The sequence below is a fragment of the Embleya sp. NPDC127516 genome, from assembly GCF_044765325.1.
GTDB lineage: Bacteria > Actinomycetota > Actinomycetes > Streptomycetales > Streptomycetaceae > Embleya.
Map to the genome: position 1 here is coordinate 14,048 of NZ_JBIWJT010000007.1, position 24,057 is coordinate 38,104.

A 24,057-nucleotide genomic window follows, 5' to 3' on the forward strand; every position below is an offset into this window, starting at 1 on the left:
CTTCCCGTCCCGGCGGCCGTGGCGGCGCCGCTGTCGGTGCCCGTCACGGCCGCCGCGCCGCCATCCGGGCCGGCCGCATATCGTGTGAATCATGAGTACACACTTTGACGTCGTTGTCCTGGGTGCCGGTCCCGGCGGGTACACCGCGGCGGTTCGCAGCGCGCAGCTCGGACTGCGGGTCGCGGTCATCGAGCAGAAGTACTGGGGCGGCGTCTGCCTGAACGTCGGCTGCATCCCGTCGAAGGCGCTGCTGCGCAACGCGGAACTCGCGCACATCTTCACGCAGGAGGCCAAGACCTTCGGGATCCGCGTCGAGGGTTCGGTGACGTTCGACTACGACGCCGCGTTCAAGCGCAGTCGCAAGGTCGCGGACGGCCGGGTCAACGGCGTGCACTACCTGATGAAGAAGAACGGCATCACCGAGTACGACGGGCGCGGCTCGTTCGTCGACGCGCACACGCTGGACGTCTCGCTGACCGCGGGCGGTGTCCAGACCGTCACCTTCGACCACTGCATCATCGCGGCGGGCGCGAGCACCCGGCTGCTGCCGGGCACCTCGCTCAGTGAGCGTGTGGTCACCTACGAGGAGCAGATCCTCACCGACCGACTGCCGGAGAGCATCATCATCGCCGGCGCCGGCGCGATCGGCGTCGAGTTCGCGTACGTCCTGCACAACTACGGCGTGAAGGTGACCATCGTCGAGTTCCTCGACCGGGTCGTCCCGCTGGAGGACGTCGAGGTCTCCACCGAACTCGCCAAGCGCTACCGCCGGTTGGGCATCGAGATCCTGACCTCGACCCGGGTCGAGTCGATCGACGACGGCGACCCGAACGCCAAGGTCCGGGTCACCGTCACCCGCGACGGGCAGCAGCAGGTCCTGGAAGCCGACAAGGTCCTCCAGGCGATCGGCTTCGCCCCGCGCGTGACCGGCTACGGCCTGGAGACCATCGGCGTGCGCCTCACCGAGCGCGGCGCGATCGACGTGGACGGCCGGGGCCGCACCAACATCCCGCACATCTACGCGATCGGCGACGTCACCGCGAAGCTGATGCTCGCGCACGCGGCCGAGTCGATGGCGGTGATCGCCGCCGAGACGATCGCGGGCGCCGAGACCATGGAACTCGACTTCGTGATGATCCCGCGCGCCACCTACTGCCAGCCGCAGATCGCCAGCTTCGGCTGGACCGAGGCGCAGGCGCGGGAGCAGGGCTTCGACGTCCGGGTCGCCAAGTTCCCGTTCACCGCCAACGGCAAGGCACACGGCCTCGGCGACCCGGTCGGCTTCGTCAAGGTGATCAGCGACGGCACCCACGGCGAACTCCTCGGTGCCCACCTGATCGGCCCCGAGGTCACCGAACTCCTCCCCGAACTCACCCTGGCCCAACAGTGGGACCTCACGGTCCACGAGGTCGCCCGCAACGTCCACGCCCACCCCACCCTCGGCGAAGCCGTCAAGGAAGCCATCCACGGCCTCGCCGGCCACATGATCAACATGTGACACGGCGGCCCGCCGACCTGCATCGCAGGGCTTCGGAGCCACTAAGGGGTACGGAGCGGTAGGGGAACGACACGGGAAGCCGTCTCGCCCTCGGGTGGGGCGGCTTCCTCCGCTCGTTCAGGCGTCCTTCGCGACCACACGCACCATGACGTCGAACAATGGTGAACCCTCGTAGGCGAGCTGCCGTGGTCCGATGCGTTGGTAGCCGAGCCTGGTGTAGAGATGGATGGCCGGTTCGTTGTCGGGCCGAACGTAGAGGCCCAGGTGCGTCACTTCTTGTTGGGCGTTGGCCAGTGCATCGTGGAGGAGCCTGCCGACCCCCTGATCACGCCAGGCTTGCCGGACCATCAGCTCGTTGGTGACGAAGAGCCGCATGGCGGAGAGCGGTTCGCGCTCGTCCGCGAGTTCATCGCCCAACCAATAGCGCGGGTCCGGTCGCTGGCCGTACGCGTAGCCGACGAGTTCGCCGTCGGACCACGCGCCCACCCATGAGAATCCTGGCCGGGCCCGGTGGCGTTCCAGCCGCTCGGCGAAGGCACCTGGTGAGGCGAAGGGGTTGCCCGTGGCGACGCGGTGGGCGTAGGCGTCGGCATACACCTCGACCAGCAGGCTGTGCATAGCCGTCACCTCGGCGGTGCCCCCGGGGCGAAGTGTGAATCGGCTCGTCATGCGGCCTGCCTCCGGATCACAGCGAAGTGGTCGGTTCGAGTGTGTGCCTGGCAAGGTACTTTCGGATCTCGTCTCGATCGGCGCACGAGGTCGCGGTGACGAGATCCTGGAGACGAGAAGCCAGGCGGGCCGACGCGATGCTGTCGAGCAAGGGTACGACCGAGTCGACCTGCTCGGCGGCGGCGTCTCGATCTCCCGCCGCGTGCCACGCGCGTGCGGCGCGAGTCAGGCGAATGGCGCGGTCGCGCACGAATCCGTCCGCCGTGAGGTGTGCGGCGCGCGTCGACAGTACGCCCGCGGCTCCGTGGCGGCCGAGGTAGAGCCGGCACACAGGATCTCGCTCACTACGCCCACTTTCGAAGTGGCGGTGCGCGGTCGTGAGCGCGGCGTTCGTCTCGGGTGTGTTCCCCAGGGCAGCCCACGCTCCGGCTTCACGGAGCGCCAGGAGCGACATGAGCCATGGTGTCGCGATCGGCCGGGCAATGTGCTGAGCAGCTTCGGCCAAGCGCAGACCTTCGCGCGGCCGACCGCTGATCACGGCCAACGCCGATAGGTTGCACAGCGCATGGACTTCGAGGTCCAAGTCGTCGAGAGCGCGGGCGATCGATTGGGCTTCGCTGTAGCAGGCTCTCGCATCGGCGTACCGCGCGGCGTCATGCGCAACGGCCCGTAGCCGTGCTCCGCGTCGGCCGGGTCCGGTGAACCGACCGCGCCCCGGGAGCGTTTCGGGCGGGGGAGCCGTGGACGACAAGGTGAAGGCTGCGGCGAGGAGGAGCCTGAAGCGCACCATGAGCGTGGCTCGTCCGAACTCCGAGGTCGAGCGGCCGACATCGTCGGCCGGACGGCCGTGATCGAGGTCGCGCCGATCGACTCTCCAGGGTCGAGACGGCGCGCATCGCCGGGGGAGCGCGTCGCGATCGTGCCGATCGGGAGTGGATGTTGTCGTGCGTCTGCGGGTTCTTGCTCCGGCTTGGGGACGCCCCGGCTGCATCTTCCGGAGCCGGGACGACCCGCTACGCAGCGTACTGGATCGATGACCGAAAAAGTTCCCAATGAGTCGTGAATCGATCAAGGGTTCCGGGGCCTTGTTGCACTCTGCCTCGCGAACGTCAGGGGAGCGCGGTCGGCTTCGGCGCGCTCGGTGAGCCGTCCGTGGCCGCTGGGGTCGGGTGAGTCGTGCATGGATGGTTCGAGACGCGATCCGCCCCCGTCCGCGGTCGTTGCACGACGCGGGCGGGGGCGGATGTCCGTGGCGGTGTGGGCCTCACCGCCGGATCACTCTTTTATGCGTCAAGGCCTCCCGATTCGGTGTGTTGGGCGCGCCGCTTGCGCTGGTGGATCAGGACGAGGGCGCCCAGGGCCAGCATCGCGGCACCGATGCCGGCCATCAGGCCGACGAAGTTGTTCGAACCGGTGGCCGCCAACTGTGCGTGGCTTCCGGGTGCGGGCGAGCCCTGCGGGGCCTGCGCGTTCGCGGCGTCACCGCGGTGGTGTCCGGGGCCACCGTTACCGGGTGCCTGGGATTCCGCCGCGTTGGTCGGTCGCTGGGCGCCGTGACCGGGTGCATCGGATCCGGGTGCGTGGGTGGGTCGCTGGGGGCCGTGACCGGGTCCATGGGATCCGGCTCCATGGGTGGGTCGGTGGGAGCCGGTCGGACCACCCGACGCGGACGGGCTGGAAGTGCCGGGACCAGCCGGACCCGACGGGCCTGCCGGTCCTGCCGGGCCGGCGGGGCCTGCCGGTCCTGCCGGACCTGACGGGCCCGCAGGTCCTGCCGGACCCGGGGAACCGGGTGCACCGGGAGAGCCAGGCGCACCCGGGGAGCCAGGCGCACCGGGGGAGCCAGGCGCACCGGGGGAGCCAGGCGCACCCGGGGAGCCGGGTGCGCCGGGGGAGCCGGGTGCGCCGGGGGAGCCGGGTGCGCCGGGGGAGCCGGGTGCGCCGGGGGAGCCGGGTGCGCCGGGGGAGCCGGGCGCGCCGGGAGAACCAGGTGCGCCGGGGGAGCCGGGCGCGCCGGGAGAACCAGGTGCACCCGGGGAACCGGGTGCCCCCGGAGAGCCGGGCGCTCCGGGAGAGCCGGACGGTCCGGGCGGGCCGCTGGGTCCGGGAGGTCCGCTCGGTCCGGGCGGCCCGCTCGGGCCGATGATGCAGGACGGCTTGGTGATGACGTTGGTGTCCAGGGTGGTCGAGCCATTGCGGGCGAGGGCTCGGCCTTCGATGGTCGATCCGGTGGTGACCGAGATGGAGGTCAACGCCATGATCGTGCCCTTGAAGGTGGTGTTCGTCCCGAGCGTGGCCGAACTGCCGACCTGCCAGAAGACGTTGCACGCCTGGGCGCCGTTGATGAGCGCGACGGTACTGGCGGACCCGGTGATCAGGGTGGACGCGATCTGGAAGATGAAGACCGCGTTGGGGTCCCCCTGCGCGTCGAGGGTGACGGTTCCGGTGAGGCCGAGGGGTCCGGTGGAGTTGTAGACGCCGGAGACCAGGGTCAGGCCGACAAGGTCTCCCGCGACGCTCGCCGTGGGGGCTCGCCCGGCGGCGTCGTTGTAGGCGATGGTCAGGTCCGCCTGTGGTCCGGCCGCTGCGGCGGCCGTGGTGATGGTGCCGTTGGTGACGAGCCCCGGCGGAAAGCCGACGACCGCGCTGCCCGGGCTGACGCCCAGGTTCCCGCTGATGACACTGGGGCCGGTGTTGGTGACGGTCTGCCCGCCCAGCACGGCGTAACTGTCCGCGGTCCCCAGGTTGACCGTGGCGGTCGCCGCGCGTGCGCCGGGCGCTATCGACACGAGAGCAGCCGAAGCCAGTAGCACCATCCCGAGAATGATCGCCGCCACCGCCGCGGATCGGGAATGCCTCGGTTCTCGGAAGCCCGTGGAACGGGCACCATCGATTGCCATGAACTGGGCCTTTCGCGTACTCGGTCGCCGTCGAACAGCCGGGCGGCAGACGTGTTCCGGGTGGGGGACTGCCGAAGGCTTCGGGGCGACGAGGGTGGGCGAACGCGTCGTCTCGCAGGACGTACGGACGCGCTCACCCGGGGACAAAGGGCGTAAATCGTCACAATTCACCGCCCAATGTCCGCAATGAGATCATCCGCCGATCACATTTACCGGGAGTCAAACGGGTGGTTTTGTGCGATTCCCCGAACGCCGCGTCCCGGCGGCCCACAACGGCCCCGTGCGCATGTCGACGGGCGGCTCTCGACGTGTCGCAACGCGGATCGACGGGCGCGTGTGTGCTCGGCCGCCGTGCGGGCCGGCTTCGACCGGATTCCGGAGCCGCGGAGCGCCGGTCCGAGGCCGCGCCCGAACGGCACGGTGTCGAGTGCGGGTGTCCACGCCGGTTCGGGGGCCTCGTCGTGGGGGATGCCACGAAACGCTGTGTCGCAGGTTGTCGGGCGCCGGTCGAACGTCCGGTTCGAACAGGTCTCGCCGGTGCGACCGTTCCCTGGGCTACGGGCGGCTGAGCGGTCCGCGCCGCGTTGGAGAGCTGCTCTCCTCCGGTAATCGCGGGGCGTCGTCCGACGCCACCCGTCCCGGGTTAAGGCATCCCATGTCTCGCATCACCGTCATCGGCGGCACCGGCCATGCCGGTTCGGCCATCGTCGCGGAGGCCGCCGCCAGCGGTCACCGGGTCGCCGCACCGAGCCGCTCACTCCCCGACACGCCGATCCCGAACGTGACCCATGTCCAGGACGACGCCACCGACGAAGCAACGCTCTCGGCGGCCATCGAGGGAGCGGACGTCGTCGTGGCCGCACTCGCCCCACGCGGCCCGCCGGCCGCCGGCTTCCGCGACGTCCACCGCACCATCGCGCGTCCGGCCGACGCCGCGGGCATACCCCTGTTCGTCGTAGTCGGCTACTCGTCGCTGCGCCCCGCGCCCGGCGCGGATCGCTTCGTCACCCGACCTCGGCCACATCCCGCAGAGCTTCACGACGAGATCCGCGCCGGGGCGGCGCTCGTCATCGACGACCTCCCGGCCACGCCCGCCACCCTCGACCGGGTCTTCGTGAGCCCGGCGCTCGGATTCGGCGCACGCATGCTGAACGACTCGCCGTTATCGGCTCGGCGACGACGTCGCGGTCCAGCCCGAGGACGGCGGCGCGATCTCCGCCGCGGACTACGCCTTCGGGTGTGTCGACCTGATCGAGAAAGGCGACCACCACAGGACACAGGTCAACCTCGGCCACTGAGCGGACAACGGCCTCTGTGCTGGACCGGCTCGACCACCGGGGACATCAGTGCTGCTCCACGCCATCGCCTGGCACCACAACGGCCGAAGCCGGCCCACCTTCGGACGGGACGGCCCTGTTCGCGGTCTCCCCGTCGGGCCCGGCCGGGCCCGGAGAGCACCCGGCGGCTTGCTCCGGACCGAGTGCTCCACCCCGGCCGGTGCGGGTTCGCTTCCGGCTTGCGCGCGGAAGTGGCAGTGCGGGTGGCTACATTGCGCGGATGATCTCTCGTGAACGTGCTTTGTATCAGGCGGTCGACCGACTCGAGCATGCCTTGGGGGAGCAGGACGAAGCCCTGTTGAACGATGCCTTCGGGCAGTTGCGCGACGCCTTCGAGAACGCGCAGCCGAAGGACTCGGCCGAGGTGGGTCCGCGACTTGCGGGCGCGCTGTCGCGGACCCCCATGGGAGCGGAGGCGATTCTTGCCGTCATGATCGGTGCCTGCGTGGAGAACGGCGCGGATCCGGCGGCGTGTTCGGGGCCGGTTCTCGCCGGGGTGCGGGACGCGCTGCGCAACGTCGCGGGTTTTCCGGCGCTGTGGGAGGAGGCGGTCGGCGGCGACCTGCCCGAGCGGGACCATCTGGCCCTGGGTGAGGTGCTCGGCCGGGTCGCGGAGGCGACGGGCGGGCTGGACGAGGCGAAGTTCGCGGCGGTGTCCGCGTGGATGCAGTTGCCGCTGTGGGAGATGGCGGCTGTTGCGATGCTCTCGCGCGAGGCGATACGTCGGGCCGTGCAGGCCGATGGGACGCTGGTCGCGCTCGCCGAGGAGATCGCGCTCGGCGACGCCGACCTCAAGTGCCTGCGCTACCTGCTCAAGATGTTCGACGACGAGCCGTTGGTCGTGCTGCATCGGCCCACCGGGACGGGATATCGCCTGCGCGTCACCCGCGTCGGCGACAACTTCCAACTGCACACGCTGATCGCGCACGTCCTCATCGCAGGCGGCCACATCCCGGGCGACCCGCCGTCCGCCGAGGCGGTCGCGGTGTGCCGGGACGCCGCGTTCGAGCCGGCGCCGCACACGACCGGCGTGTTCAACCTCAGTGGTGTCGACGGCGGGTGGATCTGGAACGAGGGTTGTCCCGCCGACATCCCGGTCGTGGACGGCGAGCGCGTGCTCGTACTGGACCCACCGGCGTACGAACGTTCGTGGCGAGCCGGCCGGTTCTATCCGGGCATCACCGGCGACGTCACCCTCGAAGCGACCCTGGACCGCACCGAGTCCGAGGCGTACCTGGCCCAGGCGGCCCCTCCACGCACCTGGCCGGACGGCGACTAGGAAGCGTCCGCACGCCGCATCACCACGTTTCGAGCCGCCGGATGCCGAGGGTCTGCGTGGTGGCGGCGCGGATTTTGCCGTCGGGGCTGGTGGCGATGCAGGTGACGGGGGCGTCGGTGGCGGTGGTCGGGACGTTGGTGCTCCGGCCGGAGCGGGTGTCCCACAGGGTGACCGTGCCCTCCTTGAAACCTCCCGCGAGGGTGTCGCCCGGACCGCGTGACGTCGGACGCGGGGCCGGTGAGGGGTTTGGCGGCCGTGCGGGCGTTCTGCCACTGCGCCTCGGAGGACAGGACTGCGAGCGGGCCCAACACATCCGTGACGCGATGGTCCGGCGAAGTAGTCAGGCTCGTGGGCCATGCTTCGACCGGTTGAATCCGGAGCGTCGACAACCTCGCTGCTTGCCCGCCGCCGGTGTCGGCTGCCGGATCGTCTCCACAGCGCCTGTTCCTGTCGCCGGACAAGCCCCGGGGCGCGCCACGCCATGGCGCGCCCGATGCTCACACCATCGTGATGGCGACCTTGCCGCGTGCGTGGCCCTTGTGGATGTACTCGATCGCTTGCGGGATCTCGTCGAAGGTATACGTTCGGTCGATCACCGGCGTGAGCTTGCCCGCCTCGATCAGTGTCCGCAATGTACGCAGATCCTCGGCACTTTCGACCTGGACCAGGCCGCGCAGCCGATGCCGGATGAACGGGGTCAGCACGAGTGCGCGCAGGACGCGGTCGACGCCGCCGAACCAGCGGCCCTTGGTTTCGCTGCCGACGATGACGAGTGTGCCCGTGCGGGAGAGCGCCCGGCGGAGGCGGTTCAGTGAGCGATGGCCCGCGATGTCGAGGATCAGGTCGTACCGGTGCGTCCCATCCGTGAAGTCCTCGCGCGTGTAGTCGATCACCTCGTCCGCGCCGAGCGCGCGCACCAGTTCCAGCTTTCCGGTGCTGCACAGGCCGGTGACGTGCGCGCCGAACTCCTTGGCCAGTTGCACCGCGTACGTGCCGATGCCGCCGGCCGCGCCGACGATCAGGACGCGTTGCCCGGAGCGGACCCGCCCGCTGTCGCGGAGCCCCTGGAGCGCGGTGAGGGCGGAGGTCGGTACGGTCGCCGCTGCGGTGAGGTCGAGGTTCACCGGCTTCGGCGCGAGCTTGGTCTGCGGGGTGCACGCGTACTCGGCGAAGGAACCCTGACACGTGCCGAACACCTCTTCGCCCGGCCGGAATCCGGTCACGTTCCGCCCGACCTCCTCGACCAGACCGGCGACGTCCATGCCCCGAACGCGCACCTTGGGCGCGCGCAAACCGAAACCGGTGAGGCGGAGCAGGTACGGCAAGCCCGTCATGAGGTGCCAGACGCCGGGATCGACCCCCGCCGCGTGCACCCGGACCAGCACGTCGTCGTCGCCGACGACGGGTCGGTCGATGTCGTCGAGTCGCAGTACATCGAGCGGCCCGTACGTGTCCTGAACGAACGCCTTCACGGCATCTCCCCTGCATCGTCCGGGTATTGGAAAACCTCGTCGAGCGGAACCCCGAAGACGCGGGCGATCACGAACGCCATTTCCAGGGACGGGGAATAGCGGCCCTGCTCGATGGCGATCACGGTCTGCCGGGTGACGCCCACACGCTCGGCCAGTTCGGCCTGGGTCATCTCGCCGTGGGCGAAGCGCAGGGCGCGGATCGTGTTGGTGACCCTGGTCGGCGGCTTCTTCACCACGATGGAAGGCCCCAGCGGTAGGCGGCGATCCTGGCTCCGGAATCGAGAATCGCGGAAAGCACGAACGCCAGGTAGATGGTGTTGGCGATCCAGAAGTGGTCCCACTCGGCGAGCGCCATCCCCAGCGCCGCCACCGCGCCGACGACGACGAGGGATTGGCCTGCGTGTTCACCGAACCGGCCGATCTCCCGGTCGCGTTGGTCCTTCCGGTTGGCGCCCTCGGGGGTGACGATCGAGACCACGATGTGCAGCACGATCGCCGCCAGGATCGCGGCCCCGATCGTCCACAGCAGAGTGGACGCGTACGAGACCTCCGCTAGCGGGGTGTTGCCCGCTCTCCCGAGGACGACGGCGAGATAGGTCGCGTAGGCGCCGACCGTGACGAACACCATGATCCACGCGCGCTTCTCTTCGAACGCCACGGCGGCTCCTCGGTCGCGCGAAGTGAACATGCGTCAATGTAAAGCAGCGATGACATCATGTCTAGTTTTCTTTACATCGGCCTCCGGTCCCCGACGCGCGGCGCGATTCGGGCGCAAATCCCACCGGAGGCCGGCCCGAACCTGGTCGCCGCACTAGACTCGCGGCTCGGATTCGGGCGGGGGCACGCCGTTTCGCGGTGCTGCGCGGCGTCCGATGGGGCGCGGGACGTGGGCAGTTGGAGCGACGATGAGCGCAGACGAACGCATCGACCGGATCGACCGGATCGACCGGATCGACCGGGCCAGGTTCCTCTACGAACGATCGGTCTTCGGCGGTGACCCGAACGCACTGCCCGCCGCCGATCGCGAACTCGACGCCGTAGAGGCGGACTTGGCCCTGGCCCGAGGCCGCGTGGCGCACGCGCGCCACCTGCGCCATCGCGGCGCCGAGGACCCCGAGGAACTGGCCCTGTTCGAGCGGGCCGTGGAGCTCTACCGCCTGCTCGGCGACGTGCGCGGCGAGGGCGAGGCGCTGTTCTGGGTCGGCACGTTCCACCAGGTCGTCCGGAGCGACCACGCGAGCGCGCTGCCCGCGCTCGAACGATCCCTCGAACTCGCCACGGCCGTCGAGGACCGGCTGACCATGTCGTACGCCCTGCGGCACCTGGGCATCGCCGCGCACATCGCGGGACGGCTGGACACGGCCCGGGTGCGGCTGGAGGAGTCGGTACGGCTGCGCCGCGAGTTGGGCTTTCTGCCCGGCGTCGCGGCGAACCTGGTCGGGCTGGCGTACATCGCGGCCGGCCAGGATCGCCGCGACGACGCGCTGGCGCTGGTCGAGGAGGCGGCCGCGATCGTCGCGGCCACCGGTGCCGACGGCATCCTGCCCTCGGTGGAGGAGGCCCGCAGGGACCTGGCGGGCGACGACCTCCCTCGCCCGCTCTGAACCCGCTCGTCCCCGGCCTCCGCAACGACCTTGCCGAAGGGGCAGGATGGGCGGATGGGACGTGTGGTGTTGCGCGCGGGTTCAGTGTTGGATGTGCGGTCCGGAGAGGTCGGCCCGGCCGACGTCGTGATCGAGGGCGAGCGGATCGTGGCCGTCGGGAGCGGCCTGGACGGTGACGAAGTGGTCGACTGTGCGGATCAGTTGGTGGTCCCCGGGTTCATCGACTGTCATACGCACGTGTGTCTGGGGCAGACCATTCGGGATCCGTTCGGACTGCCCCGGTCGGTGCGGCCGTTGTCGGCGGTGCCGGTGCTGCGGACCCTGTTGCAGCTCGGGGTGACGACCGTACGCGACGCGTGGGGAGCCGACGCGGGTCTGCGGATGGCGATCGAGCGGGGATGGGTCGCGGGACCGCACGTGCTGATCAGCGTGCGGCAGGTGTGTACCACCGGCGGGATCGGGGACCACTGGGCTCCCCGGGTGGGTGCGGTGGACTTCTTCGAGGACCCGTCCATGCCCGATCCGGTCTTCGACGGAGCGGATGCGGCACGGGCCGTGGTGCGGCGCATGGTGCGGGCCGGGGCGGACTGGATCAAGGCCACGCCGTCCGGATCGATGACCCTGGGGCGCGGGATGCACGACGTACAGTTCACGCCCGAGGAGATGGCCGCCCTGGTCGACGAGGCCGCCCGGCTCGGCGGGCGTCGCGTCATGGTGCACGCGCACGGGGCGCGGGCGGCGGAATCGGCGGCGCGCGCGGGTGCGGGCAGCATCGAACACGGCACCTATCTGGACGAGGCGGCCGTGGGCGCGATGGCCGAGCACGGGACCTGGCTCGTGCCGACCCTGTCGTGTACGCAGACCGACCCCGCGGGCGCTCCCGACGGCGCGGCCGAGGCCCATCGCCACGCGGTCCGCCTGGCGATCGACGCGGGTGTGCCGATCGCCATGGGCAGCGACAGTCCGGTCCGCCCGTACGCCGAGGTGCTCCGCGAGATCGAGCACCTGTCCCGGTGCGGTCTCGGTCCCGCCGGCGCCTTCCGCGCGGCCACCCACGACGCGGCGCGGCTGCTCGGCCTCGCCGACGACCGGGGCGAGATCGCCGTCGGCAAACGCGCCGACCTGGTCCTGCTCGCCGGCACCGACCTCGACCCGACCGACCTCGACCACCGCATCCGAGGCGTCTGGCACGACGGAACCAGGGCCCGCTGACCCGACCCGACCCGACCCGACCGCACCCGCACCGCCATCGGCGCGGCACGGTCCGGGCGATTCACCGCCCCCGGGGCCGTTGTCGCGCCGTCGGACAAGGCGCGACCCCGGGACCGGGACAAGCGCATTTGGCGCGGGCCGGCTCACGCGGAGCCGGGTTCGGCGACGCTCGCCGGGTTCGCGGCCCCCGGCGCGGGCGTGCTTCCCGGCGCGGGCGCGGCTTCCGACGCGGGCGGCAGCGCGCGTACGTCCGGCAACAGCAGCAACGCCCCGTTCGTGGCGGCCACCAGCACCGCGCCGATCAGCAGTGGGGTGGCGCTGCCGATCGCCGCCGCGACGGGAGCGGCGACGGCCAGGCCCAGCGGGCGGGCGGCGAAGGAGATCAGCGAGTCGAACGAGCCGACCCGACCGAGTGCCTCCTGCGGGATCCGGCGCTGGATCGTGGTCTCCCACAGTGGGCTCAGCACGCCGAGGCCGAACATGCCGACGAAGTACGCGGCGGTGACGACCACCATCGGTGCGCGCAGCCCGAAGGCGGCGAGTGGGAGCGCGTACACGGCGGCGCCGATCGACGTGGCCACCAGTGGGCGGCGGATCGGCAACCGGGTGGAGATCAGCACGCCGAGCAGGAGGCCGGCGGTGCCGACCTGGGCGATGATCACCCAGGAGCGGTCGCCGCCGAGTCGGTCGACCGCGATCATCGGGCCGAGGGTGAGCAGGAAGCCGGCCGCCAAGTGCCATACGCCGTGCGCGAAGACGTTGGCCAGGAACCACGGGTGGCGCCGAGTCTCCACCCAACCCGCGCGCAACTCGCCCAGGAACGGCTCCCGTTCGTCCGAACGCTCGATGCGCCGCGGGCGCAGGCCGCCGAACGTGGCGGCCGAACCGAGGAACAGCAGGCCGGTCAGCAGCGAGGACCAGCCGGCCCCGACCGCGAGGATCAGGCCGCCGGCGGCAGCGGGTGCCGCCACCTGTGCGAGGCCCTGCGCGACGCCGAGCCGGGCGTTCGTACGCAGCCGCTCCGGCTCGGGTACCACCGCGACCACCAGCGTGCGGATCGCCGAAGTGCCGAACGCGACGGCGGCGCCGGTGAGCGCGGACAGCACCGCCAGATCCGCGATCCGTACCGGGCCGGCGAGCAACTCGGCGCCGATCGCCAGCTGGGCGCCGGCGCGGACCAGATCGGCGGTGAGAATCACCCGCTGCGGCGGGAATCGGTCGGCGATCACACCCGCGACCGGGAGCAGGAGCAACATCGGCAGCAGTTCGCAGGCCAGGACCAGGCCCAGGTCGGTGCTCGAACCGGTGTGCACGAGAGCCAGGGTCAGGGTGATCGGAATCAGGGCGGTCGCCAGGGCGGCGAAGGTGCGGCCGAGCAGGAGCCGGCGCGTGGCAGGGGTCATGGCAGCCGAATGTATTTCGTCAGCAAATCATTCGTCAACGAATTACTAGTCGGCATAGCATACTGACCGCATGCATGGAGACGGCCGCGAACACGGCGAAGGCCGCGAACACGGCGAGAGTCGGGAGCACGGCGAGGGCCGGCAACACGGCGAAGGCCGCGAACACGGCGGGGACCGCGAACCCGCGGACCGCGGACCCGGACGGGCACGCGGCGGCTGCGAGTGCGGACGGGGCCGGCCCGAGGTCGCGGCTGCTATCGAGGTCGAGGACTCCGTCGACCGGCACATCGCGCGGTGGCGGCACAAGGCGCCGTTCGACGAGCGCGTCGAGGGCATCGTCACCCGGATCCAGATGCTGACCAAGCACCTCGGGCAGGTCAAGGGACGCGCCCTGGCCGAGGTCGGTCTCCAGGCGTTCGAGTTCGACACGCTGCACCGACTGGCCTCGCGCGGCGCGCCGTACCGGGCCACGCCGTCCGAACTGGCCACGGAGCTGATGGTGTCGCCGGCGGGGATCACCGGCCGGCTGGACACGCTCGAGGAGGCCGGTTCGATCCGCCGCATCCGCGGCACCGAGGACCGCCGCCGGGTCGACGTCGAGCTCACCGAGTCCGGCCGCGCCCGCTGGACGGCCGCGATGAAACTGCTCGACGGCGCCGAGCGCGCCATGGTCGAGCCGTTGGACGAGATCGATCAGGACGAACTGATCGCCCTGCTGAAGCGCATGCTGCTCCGGGTGGAGAACCCCGCCTGAGGTACGCCGGCAGGCGCGCTGGGACACCCGACATGCCCGGGCCCGCGGAGCACCGGACCAGCCCGAACCCGCACGACACCGGACCCGCGCGACACCGAACCCGCACGAGACCGAACCCGCGCGACACCGGACCGGCCGGCCGCGCGCGGAAACCCGGTCCGGTCGACGCGCACGAACCTCGCGCGCGTGACCGCAGCCGTCGCCGCACGCGCCTCCCGCTACTTCTTGACCGCCCGCAGCACCACGAACTTCGGGTCGCTCGCCACGATGTCGCAGTTGCCGAACAGCCGGCGCAACTTCACGTGATAGCCGAGGTGCCGGTTGCCGATCACCCACAATTCGCCGCCCGGGCGCAGCGCGGTACGCGAGCCGGCGAACATCCGCCACGAGATCGCCTCGGTGGTGGCCCGATGGGTGTGGAACGGCGGGTTGTTCAGGACCAGGTCGACACTCTCGGCCGGTACGTCCGTCAAGCCGTCGCCCACCACGAACTCGGCACCCGCGTCCGAACCCAGGTTCTCCTGGAAGGTGGCCCGCGCCGAGGCCACGGCCTGATGCGACTCGTCGACGAACAGCACGTCCGAGCGCGGATTGGCCAGCATCGCCGCCGTTCCCACCACACCGTTGCCGCATCCCAGGTCCACCACCCGGTCGCGTCCGGTGCGGCGCGGGAGGTTGCGCAGCAGGAAGCGGGTACCGATGTCGAGCCGGTCGCCGCAGAAGATGCCCGCGTGGTTGGTGACCACGATCCCGGACCCCGCGCCGACGTCGCCGGGCAGCGCGTAGCTGCGCGGCCACGGGCTCGCGGTACGCGGGAGCGAGGGGTCGGGGGTGGCGAAGATCAGCCGGGCCTTGCGTACCGCCAACGACGTGCGGGTCGGGCCGATGATGCGCTCGAACAGCTTGAGCGTGGAGGTGTGGATCTCGGTGGTCATGCCGGTGCCGACCACGACCGTGTCCGCGTGCACGCCCGGCGCGAGCCGGTGCAACTGGTCCTCCAGCAGCGCCAGGTTCTTCGGGACCCGGACGATCAGGACGTCGACGCGCTCCGGCGGCGCGTCCCGGGTGGACAGCAGCCGCACCCAGTCCGGATCCGCCTCGTTGCGCGCCAGGTTCGCCCGGGTGGCCTCCTGGGCGAGGAACGAGTCGCTGATCTGCACGGGCCGGGACTCGGCCAGCGCGGTGGCCAGCGCTCCCCAGCGGTCACCCACCACCACGACGTTGCCGGACAGATCCGTCGGCTTGTCGTCGTCGATCCCGGCGAGGTGCCGAAGCACGTACTCGTCGGCCGCGTCCCACGCGCGCAGCAGATCGCGGGAATCCTCGGGATAACGGGTGAGCTCGAACTCGCCGGAAGGCGCAGAGAAACGGTTCATTGTCCACTCAGCCTAGCCGGACCCCGACCCACCGGGCCCCGCGCCGGTGGGCGCCGGGTGGCCCACGGGGTGGCGGAGCGGGTGCGGCCGGTGACCACCAGGTTCGCGCCCCTGCCCGTGGCCCCGGCTCCGCGCGGGCGGGTACGTGCCGGCCCGGCGTTTGTGACGTGTGCCCCGATCCGGCGGAGTGTCAGGGCTGGTCGAGGGGATCCCGGCGGGTCCGCGCCGCCCGGTCGGCGTCGAAGCGGCCGGCCATGGTGGCGCCGGCCAGACGGAGCCAGTGCGCGGCGTCGGTCTGGGCCGCCGTCGCCGACCCGGCGAGCCGGGTCAGGTCGGCGGATGTGCTGACGCCGGTGGGGAGGGGTGCGGCGATCGAGCCGGCGACCAGGGCCACCGGGACGCCGGTGCCGCGGCGGGCGAGGTCGAGGACCGCGCCGACCACCTTCCCGTGCGTGGAGGTGGCGTCGAAGCGGCCCTCGCCGGTGATGACCAGATCCGCGTCGGCGAGTGCGGCGGGCAGCCCCGCGAGTTCGGCGACGCGTGGGGCGCCGGGGACGATGGCGGCGTTCCAGGCGGTGGCCAAACCGTACGCGGTACCGCCGGCGGCACCGGCGCCGGGCGCGGCCGGGGTGCCGCCGAGGAGCGTTGCCAGGCGGGCGAGTCCGGCGTCCAGTTCGGCGATCTCGCGGGCGGACGCGCCCTTTTGCGGACCGAAGACGGCGGCGGCGCCGGTGGGGCCCAGCAGTGGATTGGTGACGTCGGTGAGGATCTGGACGCCGCCGGGTGGGGGCGTCGCCAGACGCGTCGAGTCGATCGCCGCGAGACGGGCCAAAGATCCTCCCCCGTACGGGAGTTCCTTGCCGTCGCAGCCGTGGAAGCGGGCTCCGAGGGCGGCCAGTACGCCGGTTCCGCCATCGGTCGAGGCCGAGCCGCCCACCGCGACGACCAGGGCGGACACGCCGGCCCCCAGCGCGGCGGCGAGCACCGTGCCGAGGCCGGCGGTGTGCGCGCGCATCGCATCGGGAGCGGCCATCAGCGGCAACCCCGACACGGCGGCCAACTCGACGACACCCGTGCCGTCCGGCAGACGCAACCAGGCGGTGTCCACGGGCCGCCCGTCCGGGCCGGGCGCCCCGAGCACCGGTACCCGGACGGCGCCCGGCACGGCCCGCGCCATCGCGTCGAGCGTGCCCTCACCGCCGTCGGCCAACGGCAACGCGACGATGTCGTCGCCGGGCCGCCCCCGCGACCACCCCTCACCCAAGGCAGCCGCGGCCGCCTCGGCACCGATGGTGCCCTTGAACGCATCGGGAGCAATGACGATCCGCATGGCGGTTCCACCTTCTCGGTCGCTGATCGTTGCGGGTCGTTGCCGGCGGCTTCCCGGCCGTTCGGGTCGTACGGGGTCGTTCCCGACCGCTCCCGACTGTTCCGGACCGCTACCGACGGCTCCCGACCGTTGCTGGATCGGTCGGGTGGCCGAGACGGCACGACCACGGCCGAGCCGCGAGCCCGGTGGCGGGTGCGGCCGGCCGGGCCGGGGGATGGCCGGCCGCGGTCACGGATGTCGGTTCGAGGACGCGCGGCGTCAGCCGAGGATCTCCGTGACGTAGCGCCGCTTGAGTGTGTCCACGACCGCGTCGCCGGGCGCGGCCCAGACGTCCGCGTTGAAGATCTCCACCTCGATGTCGCCGACGTAACCGGCCGCCTCGACCGCGGCTGCCATCGACCGGAAGTCGATCACGCCGTCGCCCATCATGCCTCGCGCGAGCAGGTTGTCCGCCGGAAGCGGCAACACCCAGTCGCAGACCTGGAACGAGGCGATCCGCTCGCCGGCCCGGGCGATGGCGGCCGGGAGGTAGGGGTCCCACCATACGTGGAACGCGTCGACCACCACGCCCACCTGCCCGACCGGATGCGGCTCGGCGAGGTCGATCGCCTGGTCGAGCGTGGAGAGCACCGCGCGGTCGGCGCAGTACATCGGGTGCAGCGGCTCCAGCGCGAGCCGGACACCGTGCGCACCCGCGTACGGGGCGAGTTCGGCCAGCGCCTCGGCGACCCGCTCCCGCGCGCCGGGCAGATCCCGGTCGCCGGCGGGCAGTCCGCCGACGACCAGGACCAGGCACGCCGCCTCCAGCGCCGCGGCCTCCTCGATCGCCCGTTGGTTGTCGGCGATCGCCTCGGTCCGCGCGACCGGCTCACGCGCCGTCAGGAACCCGCCCCGGCACAGCGACGACACCCGCAATCCGGCCTCGCGGACGAGCTTCGCCGATTCGGCGAGACCGGCGTCGGCGACCTTGTCCCGCCACAATCCGATGGCGGGCAACCCCGCCCGTACACAACCCTCCACGGCCTCGCGCAACGACCACTCGCGCGTTGTCCACTGGTTCAGCGACAGCCGCGCGATGCGTGGGTCGCCGGGGCCGGGAGTGGGCGTACCGGCGGGAGTTCCGCTCGGTACGTCCAGCGCCCTCGCGTCGACGCTTCCGTCGGTGCTCACGTCGGTGCTTCCGGGCCTCACGCGTCCACCCCCGCCACCGCGAGCAGCGCCCGCATCCGTGCGGCCGCCGCGTCGGCGTCCGGCAGCAGGCCCGCCGCGTCGGCGAGGCGATAGGCCTGGGCCAAGTGCGGTAGCGAGCGGGCCGATTGGGCACCGGCGACCATGGTGAAGGCGCTCTGGTGCCCGGTGAGCCAGGCGAGGAAGACGATGCCGGTCTTGTAGTGGTACGTGGGGGCGGCGAACAGGTGGCGCGACAGCGGGACCGTCGGCGCGAGGAGCGCGTCGTACCCGGCCGTGTCGCCCGCGTCCAGTGCGCGCAGCGCGCCGGCCGCGACCGGGGCGATCGCGTCGAAGATGCCGAGCAGGGCATGGCTGAAGTGCCGGTCGTCGCCCCGGATCAGCTCCGGATAGTGGAAGTCGTCGCCGGTGTACAGCCGTACGCCCGGCGGCAGTTCGGCGCGCAGCCGGATCTCGTGCTCGCGGTCGAGCAACGAGACCTTGACCCCGTCGACGCGGTCCGCGTGCTCGCGCACCAGTTCCAGGAACACCTCGGTCGCCGCGTTCACGTCGGCCGATCCCCAGTAGCCGGCCAGTGCCGGGTCGAACACCTCACCGAGCCAGTGCAGTACGACGGGGCGGCGCACCTGCCGCAGCAGCGTGTCGTACACCCGGCGATAGTCCTGGGCCCCGCGCGCGGCCGCGGCCAGTTGACGGCTCGCCATCAGCACGACCTTGGCGCCCGATTCCTCGACCGTCGCGATCTGTTCGGTGTAGGCCTCGACGACCTGATCGATGCTCAGGCGCGTCCCGGCGTGGTCGGTACCCGCGCCGCACGCGAGCAGGGCGTAGGGATCGCCGACCGTGGCGGCCTCGGCCGCGCTGCGTCGGATCAGTTCGGCGGTGGCCGACCAGTCCAGGCCCATGTTGCGTTGTGCGGTGTCCATCGCGTCCGCGACGGCGAAGCCGTGCGACCACAGGTGGTGACGGAAGGCGAGGGTGGCGTCCCAGTCCAACACGGCCGGTCGGCCCGGAGTGTTGTCCGCGAGCGGGTCGGCCACGACGTGCGCGGCGGCGTACGCGGTGCGGTCGCGGAAGGCCGCGCCGCCGGGGGCCGCGCCGAGGTAGTTCCCGGTCGGCTCGTACGGCTCCAGCGTGCCGGCGGCGGTGGGCAGCAACAGCCGGGCGGTCATGCGGACTTCCCGTCCAGCACCGGCAGTTCCACCCGGCGGCCCTCGGCCGAGGAGCGCAGTCCGCACTCGGCCAACTGCACGCCGCGCGCGCCGGCGAGGAAATCGAAGGCGAACGGCTCGTCCGAGACCACGTGCCGAACGAAGTCCTCCCACTGCACCTTGAAGCCGTTGTCGAAGCCGCCGTCACCCGTGTTGTCCGGCACCTCCTGCCACTGGTCGCGGAACGGCTCGGTGACCGGAAGGTCGGGATTCCACACCGGAGTCGGCGTTGCCGAGCGGTGCTGGACCCGGCAACGACGCAGCCCCGCGACCGCGCTGCCCTCGGTGCCGTCGACCTGGAACTCCACCAGTTCGTCACGGTTGACCCGCACCGCCCAGGACGAGTTGATCTGCGCGACGATCCCGCCCGCGAGCTCGAAGATGCCGTAGGCGGCGTCGTCGGCGGTCGCCGGGTACTCGCGCCCGCGCTCGTCCCATCGGGTGGGTATGTGTGTGACGGCCTTCGCGGTGACGGCCTCGACCCGGCCGAACAGGTTCTCCAGCACATAGGACCAGTGGCAGAACATGTCCACGACGATGCCGCCGCCGTCCTGGGCACGGTAGTTCCAGCTCGGCCGCTGCGCGGGCTGCCAGTCGCCCTCGAACACCCAGTAGCCGAACTCGCCGCGTACCGAGAGGATTCGGCCGAAGAAGCCGCCCTCGATCAGCCGGCGCAGCTTGAGCAGGCCGGGCAGGAACAGCTTGTCCTGCACGACGCCGTGCTTGACCCCGGCGGCGTCGGCGGCCCGGGCCAGGTCGAGTGCGCCGGTGAGCGTCTCGGCGGTCGGCTTCTCGGTGTACACGTGCTTGCCCGCCGCGATCGCCGCGTGGATCGCCTTCTCGCGCGCCGTGGTCACCTGCGCGTCGAAGTAGATCGTGTTGGCCGGGTCCGCCAACGCCGTATCCAAGTTCGTCGTCCACGCGCCGCTCAGGCCGTGCCGGTCGGCGATCGCGCGCAGCTTCTCCGCGTCCCGGCCCACCAGCACCGGTTCGAGCCGGACCCGGGATCCGTCGGCGAGCGCGACCCCGCCCTGGTCGCGGATGGCCAGGATCGAGCGGACCAGATGCTGGCGGTAGCCCATTCGGCCGGTGACGCCGTTCATCACGACGCCGAGGGTGTGGGTGGTCATGGGGGCCTCTCGGAAGCGGGGGTGAAGCGGGGCGGACAGGGACGAGCAGCGGCGCTACGACCGGAGCCGGGTGGGCCGTGTTCCGGCGAGCCGGATGCGGTCGGGTTCGGGTCGGACGCGGGTCACCCGAGCCCGACTGTGGGCTCGGCCGAGCCCGGGTGCGCCGATTTCTGCTGTGCTCTCGGTATCAAGTGTGGGAAAGCGCTTTCCCGTAAGTTAGAGCGAGGAGACGATGGGGTCAAGGGAACAAAGGCGTCATGCCGTCCATGAGTGGCCCTGGCGCCGGAACAGGTTGGGTATGCGCGTTCCGCTCGCTACTCTGGGCCCATGCCGACTCCGACCTCCGACGCGCCCGCGGCCCGCCCGGCGGGCCCCGTCACCCTCCAGCAGGTGGCCGAGCGCGCCGGGGTGTCCTCGGCCACCGCCTCCCGTGCCCTGCACGGCAGCAACGGCACCCGGATCGTGGGCGAGGAACTGCGCCGACGCGTCCTCGACGCGGCTCGCGAACTGCGCTACGTCTCCAACGCCCCCGCCCAGGCCCTGGCCCGTTCGACGACCACCGTGGTCGGCGTGGTCGTGCACGACGTGGCCGACCCCTATTTCGCCGCCATCGCGGCCGGCGCGATGGGCGTCGCCCGCGAGCACGGTCTGCTCGTGATGCTGGCAGCCACGTTCCGCGACCCCGAACTCGAACTCGACTACCTGGCCCGACTGCGTGCCCAACGCGCCCGTGCGGTGGTATTGGCCGGGAGCGGCTTCGCCGATCGCGACTTCACCCGGCGCCTGGCCACCGAGGTGGACGCCTACCGTGCCGACGGGGGCCACGTGGTCGCCGTCGGGGCGCACGGGATCGACTCGGACACGGTCCGCCCGGCCAACCGGGCCGGCGCCGCGCTCGCGGTGCGACACCTGTACGAGCTCGGCCACCGCCGGTTCGGCATCGTCTCGGGCCCGCGCGCGCTGACCAGCGTGCGCGACCGCCTGGACGGCGCCCGGCGGCAACTGCGCTCCCTGGGCGTGACGTTGCCCCCGACGCACGTGGTCGACGGCGGCTTCACCCGGGAGGAGGCCCGAGCCGCCACCCGCGCGCTGATGGCCCGCGCGCCCGAACCGACCGCGATCGTCGTCCTCAACGACGTGATGGCCGCCGGCGTGCTCAATGCGCTTCGCGACGACCTGGGCCTGCGCGTACCCGACCAGGTCTCGGTGGTCGGCTTCGACGACCTCCCCTTCGCCGCCGACCTCAACCCGCCACTGACCACGATCCGCCTGCCCCTCGCCGACATCGGCGCCCGCGCGATGGACATGATCCTCACCGGCCCGACCATCGACCCCCGCACCATCGACCTCGACGCGGAACTCGTGATCCGCGCCAGCACGGCAACGTCACCGCGCTAGCCCCTGTCCGGCGGCTCCTGGTGGGTCCGCGCCGCCTGGCACCGCGCCTCGGCGCACCGGAGAGGCAGCCGAATGGAACCACTGTGCGGCTGCTTCTCCGGCGCGCCGATGCACGGCATCCGCCCTTCGGGCTCCTCGCTGCGCTCACGACGCGGCCCGATCCACCAGGAGCCGCCGGACAGGGGGCTAGCCGCCGGTCGTGCCGTCGAGCATCTCGCGCAGGATGTCCAGGTGGCCGTTGTGGCGGGCCGTCTCCTCGGTGAGGTGCAGGAGGATCCAGCGCAGGTCGACATGGAGACCGTCGCGGATGGCTCCCTCGGCCCGGGTGTCCAGGCTGTTCCCGGCGACCGGTTCGCGGTAGCGGGCGCTCTGTTCGGCGTATTCGTCGAGCAACCGCGTGAGCGGGAAGTCGACGGCGATACGCATCTCGCGGTCGGGGTCCTCATCGGTCCAGGGACCCCGGTCCTCCTCGCCGAGGAAGACCACCTGGAACCAGTGGTACTCCACCCAGCGGAGGTGGTTGATCAATCCGCTCATGGTCATCAGCGGTGAGCCCGGCAGGAGCGCCTTGCGGGCGTTCTCCGCAGAGATGCCATCGCACTTGGCGCGGGCGGTGGCACGGGTGTAGTCGAGAAACGTGGTGAGCCGCGTGCGCTCGTCCCACGCGGGCGGCGTGTCGTCGATTCGGGTCATCGCGCGAAGCGTCCCCGATCACCGCGACCGATGTCGAGGTATTTGGCGGCGGGCCCAACCTGCGCCGGCCGGCTCCATGTCCGGCGGATCGCTACAGCGATTCAGCGCTGGTGAGCCGCCCGGCATGATCCGCCGGACGGGGCCCAGGCGTCACGACGATGTCGCCGCGGCCGGCGGACTCGTCCCTGCCGCGTCGGCCTCTCCCGCGCCCGTGCTGCCCGGGTGCCTCCTTTTCCGGCACGTCCATCCCGGAGCGGCGTTGCCGAGTGCGGCTCGTGGTGGGTCGGGGAGGGTTTTGCGGTGCGCTCCCGGTGCTTCGGTCAAGGTCCGATCCCGTCGCCGCGTCGCGGATCCGGCGCGTACGGGTCCGCGCGTGTCGTGTGGTCGGCGGGAGTCGGGCTCGCCTCGGCTGCCGGGTGCCCGCGGTTTTTCGGCGAGCGACGGATGGCGAACGTGAGGGCGGCCAGGGCCTGGCAACCGGCCGCCGCGTGGAGGGGGAGCGCGAGCGTCGGGGTGGTGAGGGGCCCGGTGAGGGCCGCGCCGAGGGCGAAGGCGGTGATCTTCAGGCCGGCGCCGATGGTGAAGATCCGGCCGCGCAGGTGGGCGGGGGCCTCGCGGTGGCGAATGGCGAACAGCGCGGCCAATTGCGGGCCTTCGCCGACACCGGCGAGCAGCATCGCGGCGATCAGCGCCACCGGCCGGCCGATCGTCGCGACGAGCAGCGCGGCGGCCAGGATCAGCGGCCCGCACCACATCACGGTGTCCGGACGCATCGTGTGGGGGTGGCGGGCGAGGAGCGTGTTGGTCGCGAGCGCCGAGGCCGCCACGACCGAGAGCAGGATCGTGCCGCGCGCCGGCGAGTCGAGCACCCGTTCGCCGAGCACGGGGCTGTACGCGATCAGGATGCCCTGGCCCACACAGGACCACATCGAGGCGGCGGTGGCCCGGGCCAGCGGCGGGGTGCGGGCGATGACGCGGAAGCCGGCCGCGACGTCGGTGCCGATCGACGTGGTCGGGCCCGCCCGTGCGGCGCGGCCCCGGGACGAGGGCAGGGTCCACGCCGCCGGCAGCGCGAGGCAGATCAGCGTGAGGGACACGATCACCCCGGCGTCGGCGCCGGCCACGCTCGCCACGAGGCCGGCCAGGGCCGGTCCGGTCAGGCTCGCCAGGTTGAAGGTCATCGCGTCGAACGCGGTCGCCCGGGGCAGGTCGGCGGCCGGGACGACGCGGGGCAACTGCGAGGTCCAGCCGCCGGCCAGGGCCGGTGCCAGGAGGCCCGCGCCCACCGCGATCAGCAGGGTGATCGCGAGCGGGACCAGGCCCAGCGTGGACAGGATCACCCCGAGCGCCACCGCGTAGCCGGCGAGCGCGGCGGTCAACAGCCGCCCCGGTCGGGCCGAGCGGTCGAGCAGGACGCCGAAGACCGGGCCGCCGAGCGCAGCCGACACGGTGACGGCCGCGAGCAGCGCCGACCCGGTGGCCGCCGACCCGGTGGCCGCGAGCCCGGCCAGGAGCAGGGCCGGCCCCGACATCTCGTCGCCCGTGCGCGCGGCGGCCGCTCCGGAGAGGTAGGACCACATTCCGTAACGCTTTGTCATGTCCG

General features: G+C 71.9%; 21 protein-coding genes. 7 read left to right on the forward strand and 14 right to left on the reverse strand.

Translation table 11 applies throughout. The features are described 5' to 3' along the window. Positions 1-91: 91 nt before the first annotated feature. On the forward strand, positions 92-1,498 hold the full coding sequence (gene lpdA, locus ACIRL2_RS15255; protein ID WP_395859122.1) for a dihydrolipoyl dehydrogenase: 1,407 nt from the start codon (positions 92-94) through the stop codon (positions 1,496-1,498). Positions 1,499-1,615: 117 nt separating this feature from the next. Here the strand turns inward: lpdA and ACIRL2_RS15260 are convergent, their stop codons facing one another. From ACIRL2_RS15260 to ACIRL2_RS15270, 3 genes are all read right to left on the reverse strand, one after another. Continuing rightward, complete coding sequence (locus ACIRL2_RS15260) at positions 1,616-2,116, reverse strand: GNAT family N-acetyltransferase (protein ID WP_402232408.1); 501 nt, start codon at positions 2,114-2,116, stop codon at positions 1,616-1,618. 67 nt (positions 2,117-2,183) lie between these two features. Then, positions 2,184-2,750 (reverse strand): hypothetical protein, encoded by a 567-nt coding sequence (locus tag ACIRL2_RS15265; protein WP_402232410.1) that lies wholly within the window; start codon positions 2,748-2,750, stop codon positions 2,184-2,186. Between the two features lie 700 nt (positions 2,751-3,450). After that, complete coding sequence (locus ACIRL2_RS15270; protein ID WP_402232791.1) at positions 3,451-4,833, reverse strand: ice-binding family protein; 1,383 nt, start codon at positions 4,831-4,833, stop codon at positions 3,451-3,453. Between the two features lie 889 nt (positions 4,834-5,722). Between ACIRL2_RS15270 and ACIRL2_RS15275 the strand changes: the two genes are divergently transcribed. Beyond that, positions 5,723-6,628: an NAD(P)-dependent oxidoreductase gene (locus tag ACIRL2_RS15275; RefSeq protein WP_402232412.1), complete on the forward strand. Its 906-nt coding sequence runs from the start codon at positions 5,723-5,725 to the stop codon at positions 6,626-6,628. Next, complete coding sequence (locus ACIRL2_RS15280) at positions 6,625-7,683, forward strand: hypothetical protein (protein ID WP_402232413.1); 1,059 nt, start codon at positions 6,625-6,627, stop codon at positions 7,681-7,683. Before ACIRL2_RS15275 ends, ACIRL2_RS15280 begins: the two co-directional genes overlap by 4 nt. Positions 7,684-8,180: 497 nt before the next feature. On the opposite strand, the gene ACIRL2_RS15285 is transcribed toward ACIRL2_RS15280, so the two are convergent. Genes ACIRL2_RS15285 through ACIRL2_RS15295 form a run of 3 tightly spaced genes read right to left on the reverse strand, consistent with a single transcriptional unit; the run spans position 8,181 to position 9,813 of the window. After that, complete coding sequence (locus ACIRL2_RS15285) at positions 8,181-9,155, reverse strand: NAD(P)-dependent alcohol dehydrogenase (protein WP_395859129.1); 975 nt, start codon at positions 9,153-9,155, stop codon at positions 8,181-8,183. Then, positions 9,152-9,391 carry a helix-turn-helix transcriptional regulator gene (locus ACIRL2_RS15290; protein WP_402232415.1) on the reverse strand — a complete coding sequence of 80 codons (240 nt, stop codon included), beginning with the start codon at positions 9,389-9,391 and terminating at the stop codon, positions 9,152-9,154. Before ACIRL2_RS15290 ends, ACIRL2_RS15285 begins: the two co-directional genes overlap by 4 nt. After that, complete coding sequence (locus ACIRL2_RS15295; RefSeq protein ID WP_395859131.1) at positions 9,385-9,813, reverse strand: hypothetical protein; 429 nt, start codon at positions 9,811-9,813, stop codon at positions 9,385-9,387. Before ACIRL2_RS15295 ends, ACIRL2_RS15290 begins: the two co-directional genes overlap by 7 nt. Positions 9,814-10,060: 247 nt before the next feature. On the opposite strand from ACIRL2_RS15295, the gene ACIRL2_RS15300 reads away from it, so the two are divergent. Next, positions 10,061-10,759, forward strand: a complete 699-nt coding sequence (locus tag ACIRL2_RS15300) for a tetratricopeptide repeat protein (protein ID WP_402232417.1) — start codon at positions 10,061-10,063, stop codon at positions 10,757-10,759. Positions 10,760-10,813: 54 nt separating this feature from the next. Beyond that, on the forward strand, positions 10,814-11,971 hold the full coding sequence (locus tag ACIRL2_RS15305) for an amidohydrolase family protein (protein WP_402232419.1): 1,158 nt from the start codon (positions 10,814-10,816) through the stop codon (positions 11,969-11,971). Between the two features lie 143 nt (positions 11,972-12,114). On the opposite strand, the gene ACIRL2_RS15310 is transcribed toward ACIRL2_RS15305, so the two are convergent. Beyond that, positions 12,115-13,374, reverse strand: coding sequence for an MFS transporter (locus ACIRL2_RS15310; RefSeq protein WP_395859134.1), 1,260 nt, complete (start codon positions 13,372-13,374; stop codon positions 12,115-12,117). 70 nt (positions 13,375-13,444) lie between these two features. On the opposite strand from ACIRL2_RS15310, the gene ACIRL2_RS15315 reads away from it, so the two are divergent. Beyond that, on the forward strand, positions 13,445-14,128 hold the full coding sequence (locus tag ACIRL2_RS15315) for a MarR family winged helix-turn-helix transcriptional regulator (protein ID WP_402232421.1): 684 nt from the start codon (positions 13,445-13,447) through the stop codon (positions 14,126-14,128). A gap of 218 nt (positions 14,129-14,346) precedes the next feature. On the opposite strand, the gene ACIRL2_RS15320 is transcribed toward ACIRL2_RS15315, so the two are convergent. The 5 genes from ACIRL2_RS15320 to ACIRL2_RS15340 form a co-directional block, all read right to left on the reverse strand. Continuing rightward, a complete protein-coding gene (locus ACIRL2_RS15320) occupies positions 14,347-15,504 on the reverse strand; it encodes a methyltransferase (RefSeq protein WP_395859136.1) in 1,158 nt (385 codons plus the stop codon). Between the two features lie 190 nt (positions 15,505-15,694). Further along, positions 15,695-16,834: a glycerate kinase gene (locus tag ACIRL2_RS15325; RefSeq protein ID WP_402232423.1), complete on the reverse strand. Its 1,140-nt coding sequence runs from the start codon at positions 16,832-16,834 to the stop codon at positions 15,695-15,697. 258 nt (positions 16,835-17,092) lie between these two features. Continuing rightward, positions 17,093-17,971 carry a sugar phosphate isomerase/epimerase family protein gene (locus ACIRL2_RS15330; protein ID WP_402232792.1) on the reverse strand — a complete coding sequence of 293 codons (879 nt, stop codon included), beginning with the start codon at positions 17,969-17,971 and terminating at the stop codon, positions 17,093-17,095. Positions 17,972-18,021: 50 nt separating this feature from the next. Continuing rightward, on the reverse strand, positions 18,022-19,194 hold the full coding sequence (locus tag ACIRL2_RS15335; protein ID WP_395859138.1) for a dihydrodipicolinate synthase family protein: 1,173 nt from the start codon (positions 19,192-19,194) through the stop codon (positions 18,022-18,024). Continuing rightward, the gene (locus tag ACIRL2_RS15340) at positions 19,191-20,363 is read right to left on the reverse strand and encodes a Gfo/Idh/MocA family protein (RefSeq protein WP_395859139.1); all 1,173 of its coding nucleotides are present in this window, start codon (positions 20,361-20,363) and stop codon (positions 19,191-19,193) included. The genes ACIRL2_RS15335 and ACIRL2_RS15340 overlap by 4 nt, the downstream gene beginning before the upstream one ends. Positions 20,364-20,690: 327 nt before the next feature. Between ACIRL2_RS15340 and ACIRL2_RS15345 the strand changes: the two genes are divergently transcribed. Then, entirely contained in the window at positions 20,691-21,761 is a 1,071-nt protein-coding gene (locus ACIRL2_RS15345; protein ID WP_395859140.1) for a LacI family DNA-binding transcriptional regulator, read from the forward strand. A gap of 186 nt (positions 21,762-21,947) precedes the next feature. Here the strand turns inward: ACIRL2_RS15345 and ACIRL2_RS15350 are convergent, their stop codons facing one another. Further along, positions 21,948-22,454 carry a DinB family protein gene (locus ACIRL2_RS15350; RefSeq protein ID WP_402232426.1) on the reverse strand — a complete coding sequence of 169 codons (507 nt, stop codon included), beginning with the start codon at positions 22,452-22,454 and terminating at the stop codon, positions 21,948-21,950. A 320-nt stretch (positions 22,455-22,774) separates the two neighbouring features. Next, a complete protein-coding gene (locus ACIRL2_RS15355) occupies positions 22,775-24,052 on the reverse strand; it encodes an MFS transporter (RefSeq protein WP_402232428.1) in 1,278 nt (425 codons plus the stop codon). Positions 24,053-24,057: the final 5 nt, after the last annotated feature.

Coding starts and splice junctions, on each gene's coding strand:
- ACIRL2_RS15310 (WP_395859134.1), bottom strand. CDS start 13,374: ATGACCCCTGCCACGCGCCGGCTCCTGCTCGGCCGCACCTTCGCCGCC.
- lpdA (WP_395859122.1), top strand. CDS start 92: ATGAGTACACACTTTGACGTCGTTGTCCTGGGTGCCGGTCCCGGCGGG.
- ACIRL2_RS15280 (WP_402232413.1), top strand. CDS start 6,625: ATGATCTCTCGTGAACGTGCTTTGTATCAGGCGGTCGACCGACTCGAG.
- ACIRL2_RS15355 (WP_402232428.1), bottom strand. CDS start 24,052: ATGACAAAGCGTTACGGAATGTGGTCCTACCTCTCCGGAGCGGCCGCC.
- ACIRL2_RS15305 (WP_402232419.1), top strand. CDS start 10,814: ATGGGACGTGTGGTGTTGCGCGCGGGTTCAGTGTTGGATGTGCGGTCC.
- ACIRL2_RS15275 (WP_402232412.1), top strand. CDS start 5,723: ATGTCTCGCATCACCGTCATCGGCGGCACCGGCCATGCCGGTTCGGCC.
- ACIRL2_RS15325 (WP_402232423.1), bottom strand. CDS start 16,834: ATGCGGATCGTCATTGCTCCCGATGCGTTCAAGGGCACCATCGGTGCC.
- ACIRL2_RS15315 (WP_402232421.1), top strand. CDS start 13,445: ATGCATGGAGACGGCCGCGAACACGGCGAAGGCCGCGAACACGGCGAG.
- ACIRL2_RS15300 (WP_402232417.1), top strand. CDS start 10,061: ATGAGCGCAGACGAACGCATCGACCGGATCGACCGGATCGACCGGATC.
- ACIRL2_RS15320 (WP_395859136.1), bottom strand. CDS start 15,504: ATGAACCGTTTCTCTGCGCCTTCCGGCGAGTTCGAGCTCACCCGTTAT.
- ACIRL2_RS15345 (WP_395859140.1), top strand. CDS start 20,691: ATGCCGACTCCGACCTCCGACGCGCCCGCGGCCCGCCCGGCGGGCCCC.
- ACIRL2_RS15260 (WP_402232408.1), bottom strand. CDS start 2,116: ATGCACAGCCTGCTGGTCGAGGTGTATGCCGACGCCTACGCCCACCGC.
- ACIRL2_RS15335 (WP_395859138.1), bottom strand. CDS start 19,194: ATGACCGCCCGGCTGTTGCTGCCCACCGCCGCCGGCACGCTGGAGCCG.
- ACIRL2_RS15340 (WP_395859139.1), bottom strand. CDS start 20,363: ATGACCACCCACACCCTCGGCGTCGTGATGAACGGCGTCACCGGCCGA.
- ACIRL2_RS15350 (WP_402232426.1), bottom strand. CDS start 22,454: ATGACCCGAATCGACGACACGCCGCCCGCGTGGGACGAGCGCACGCGG.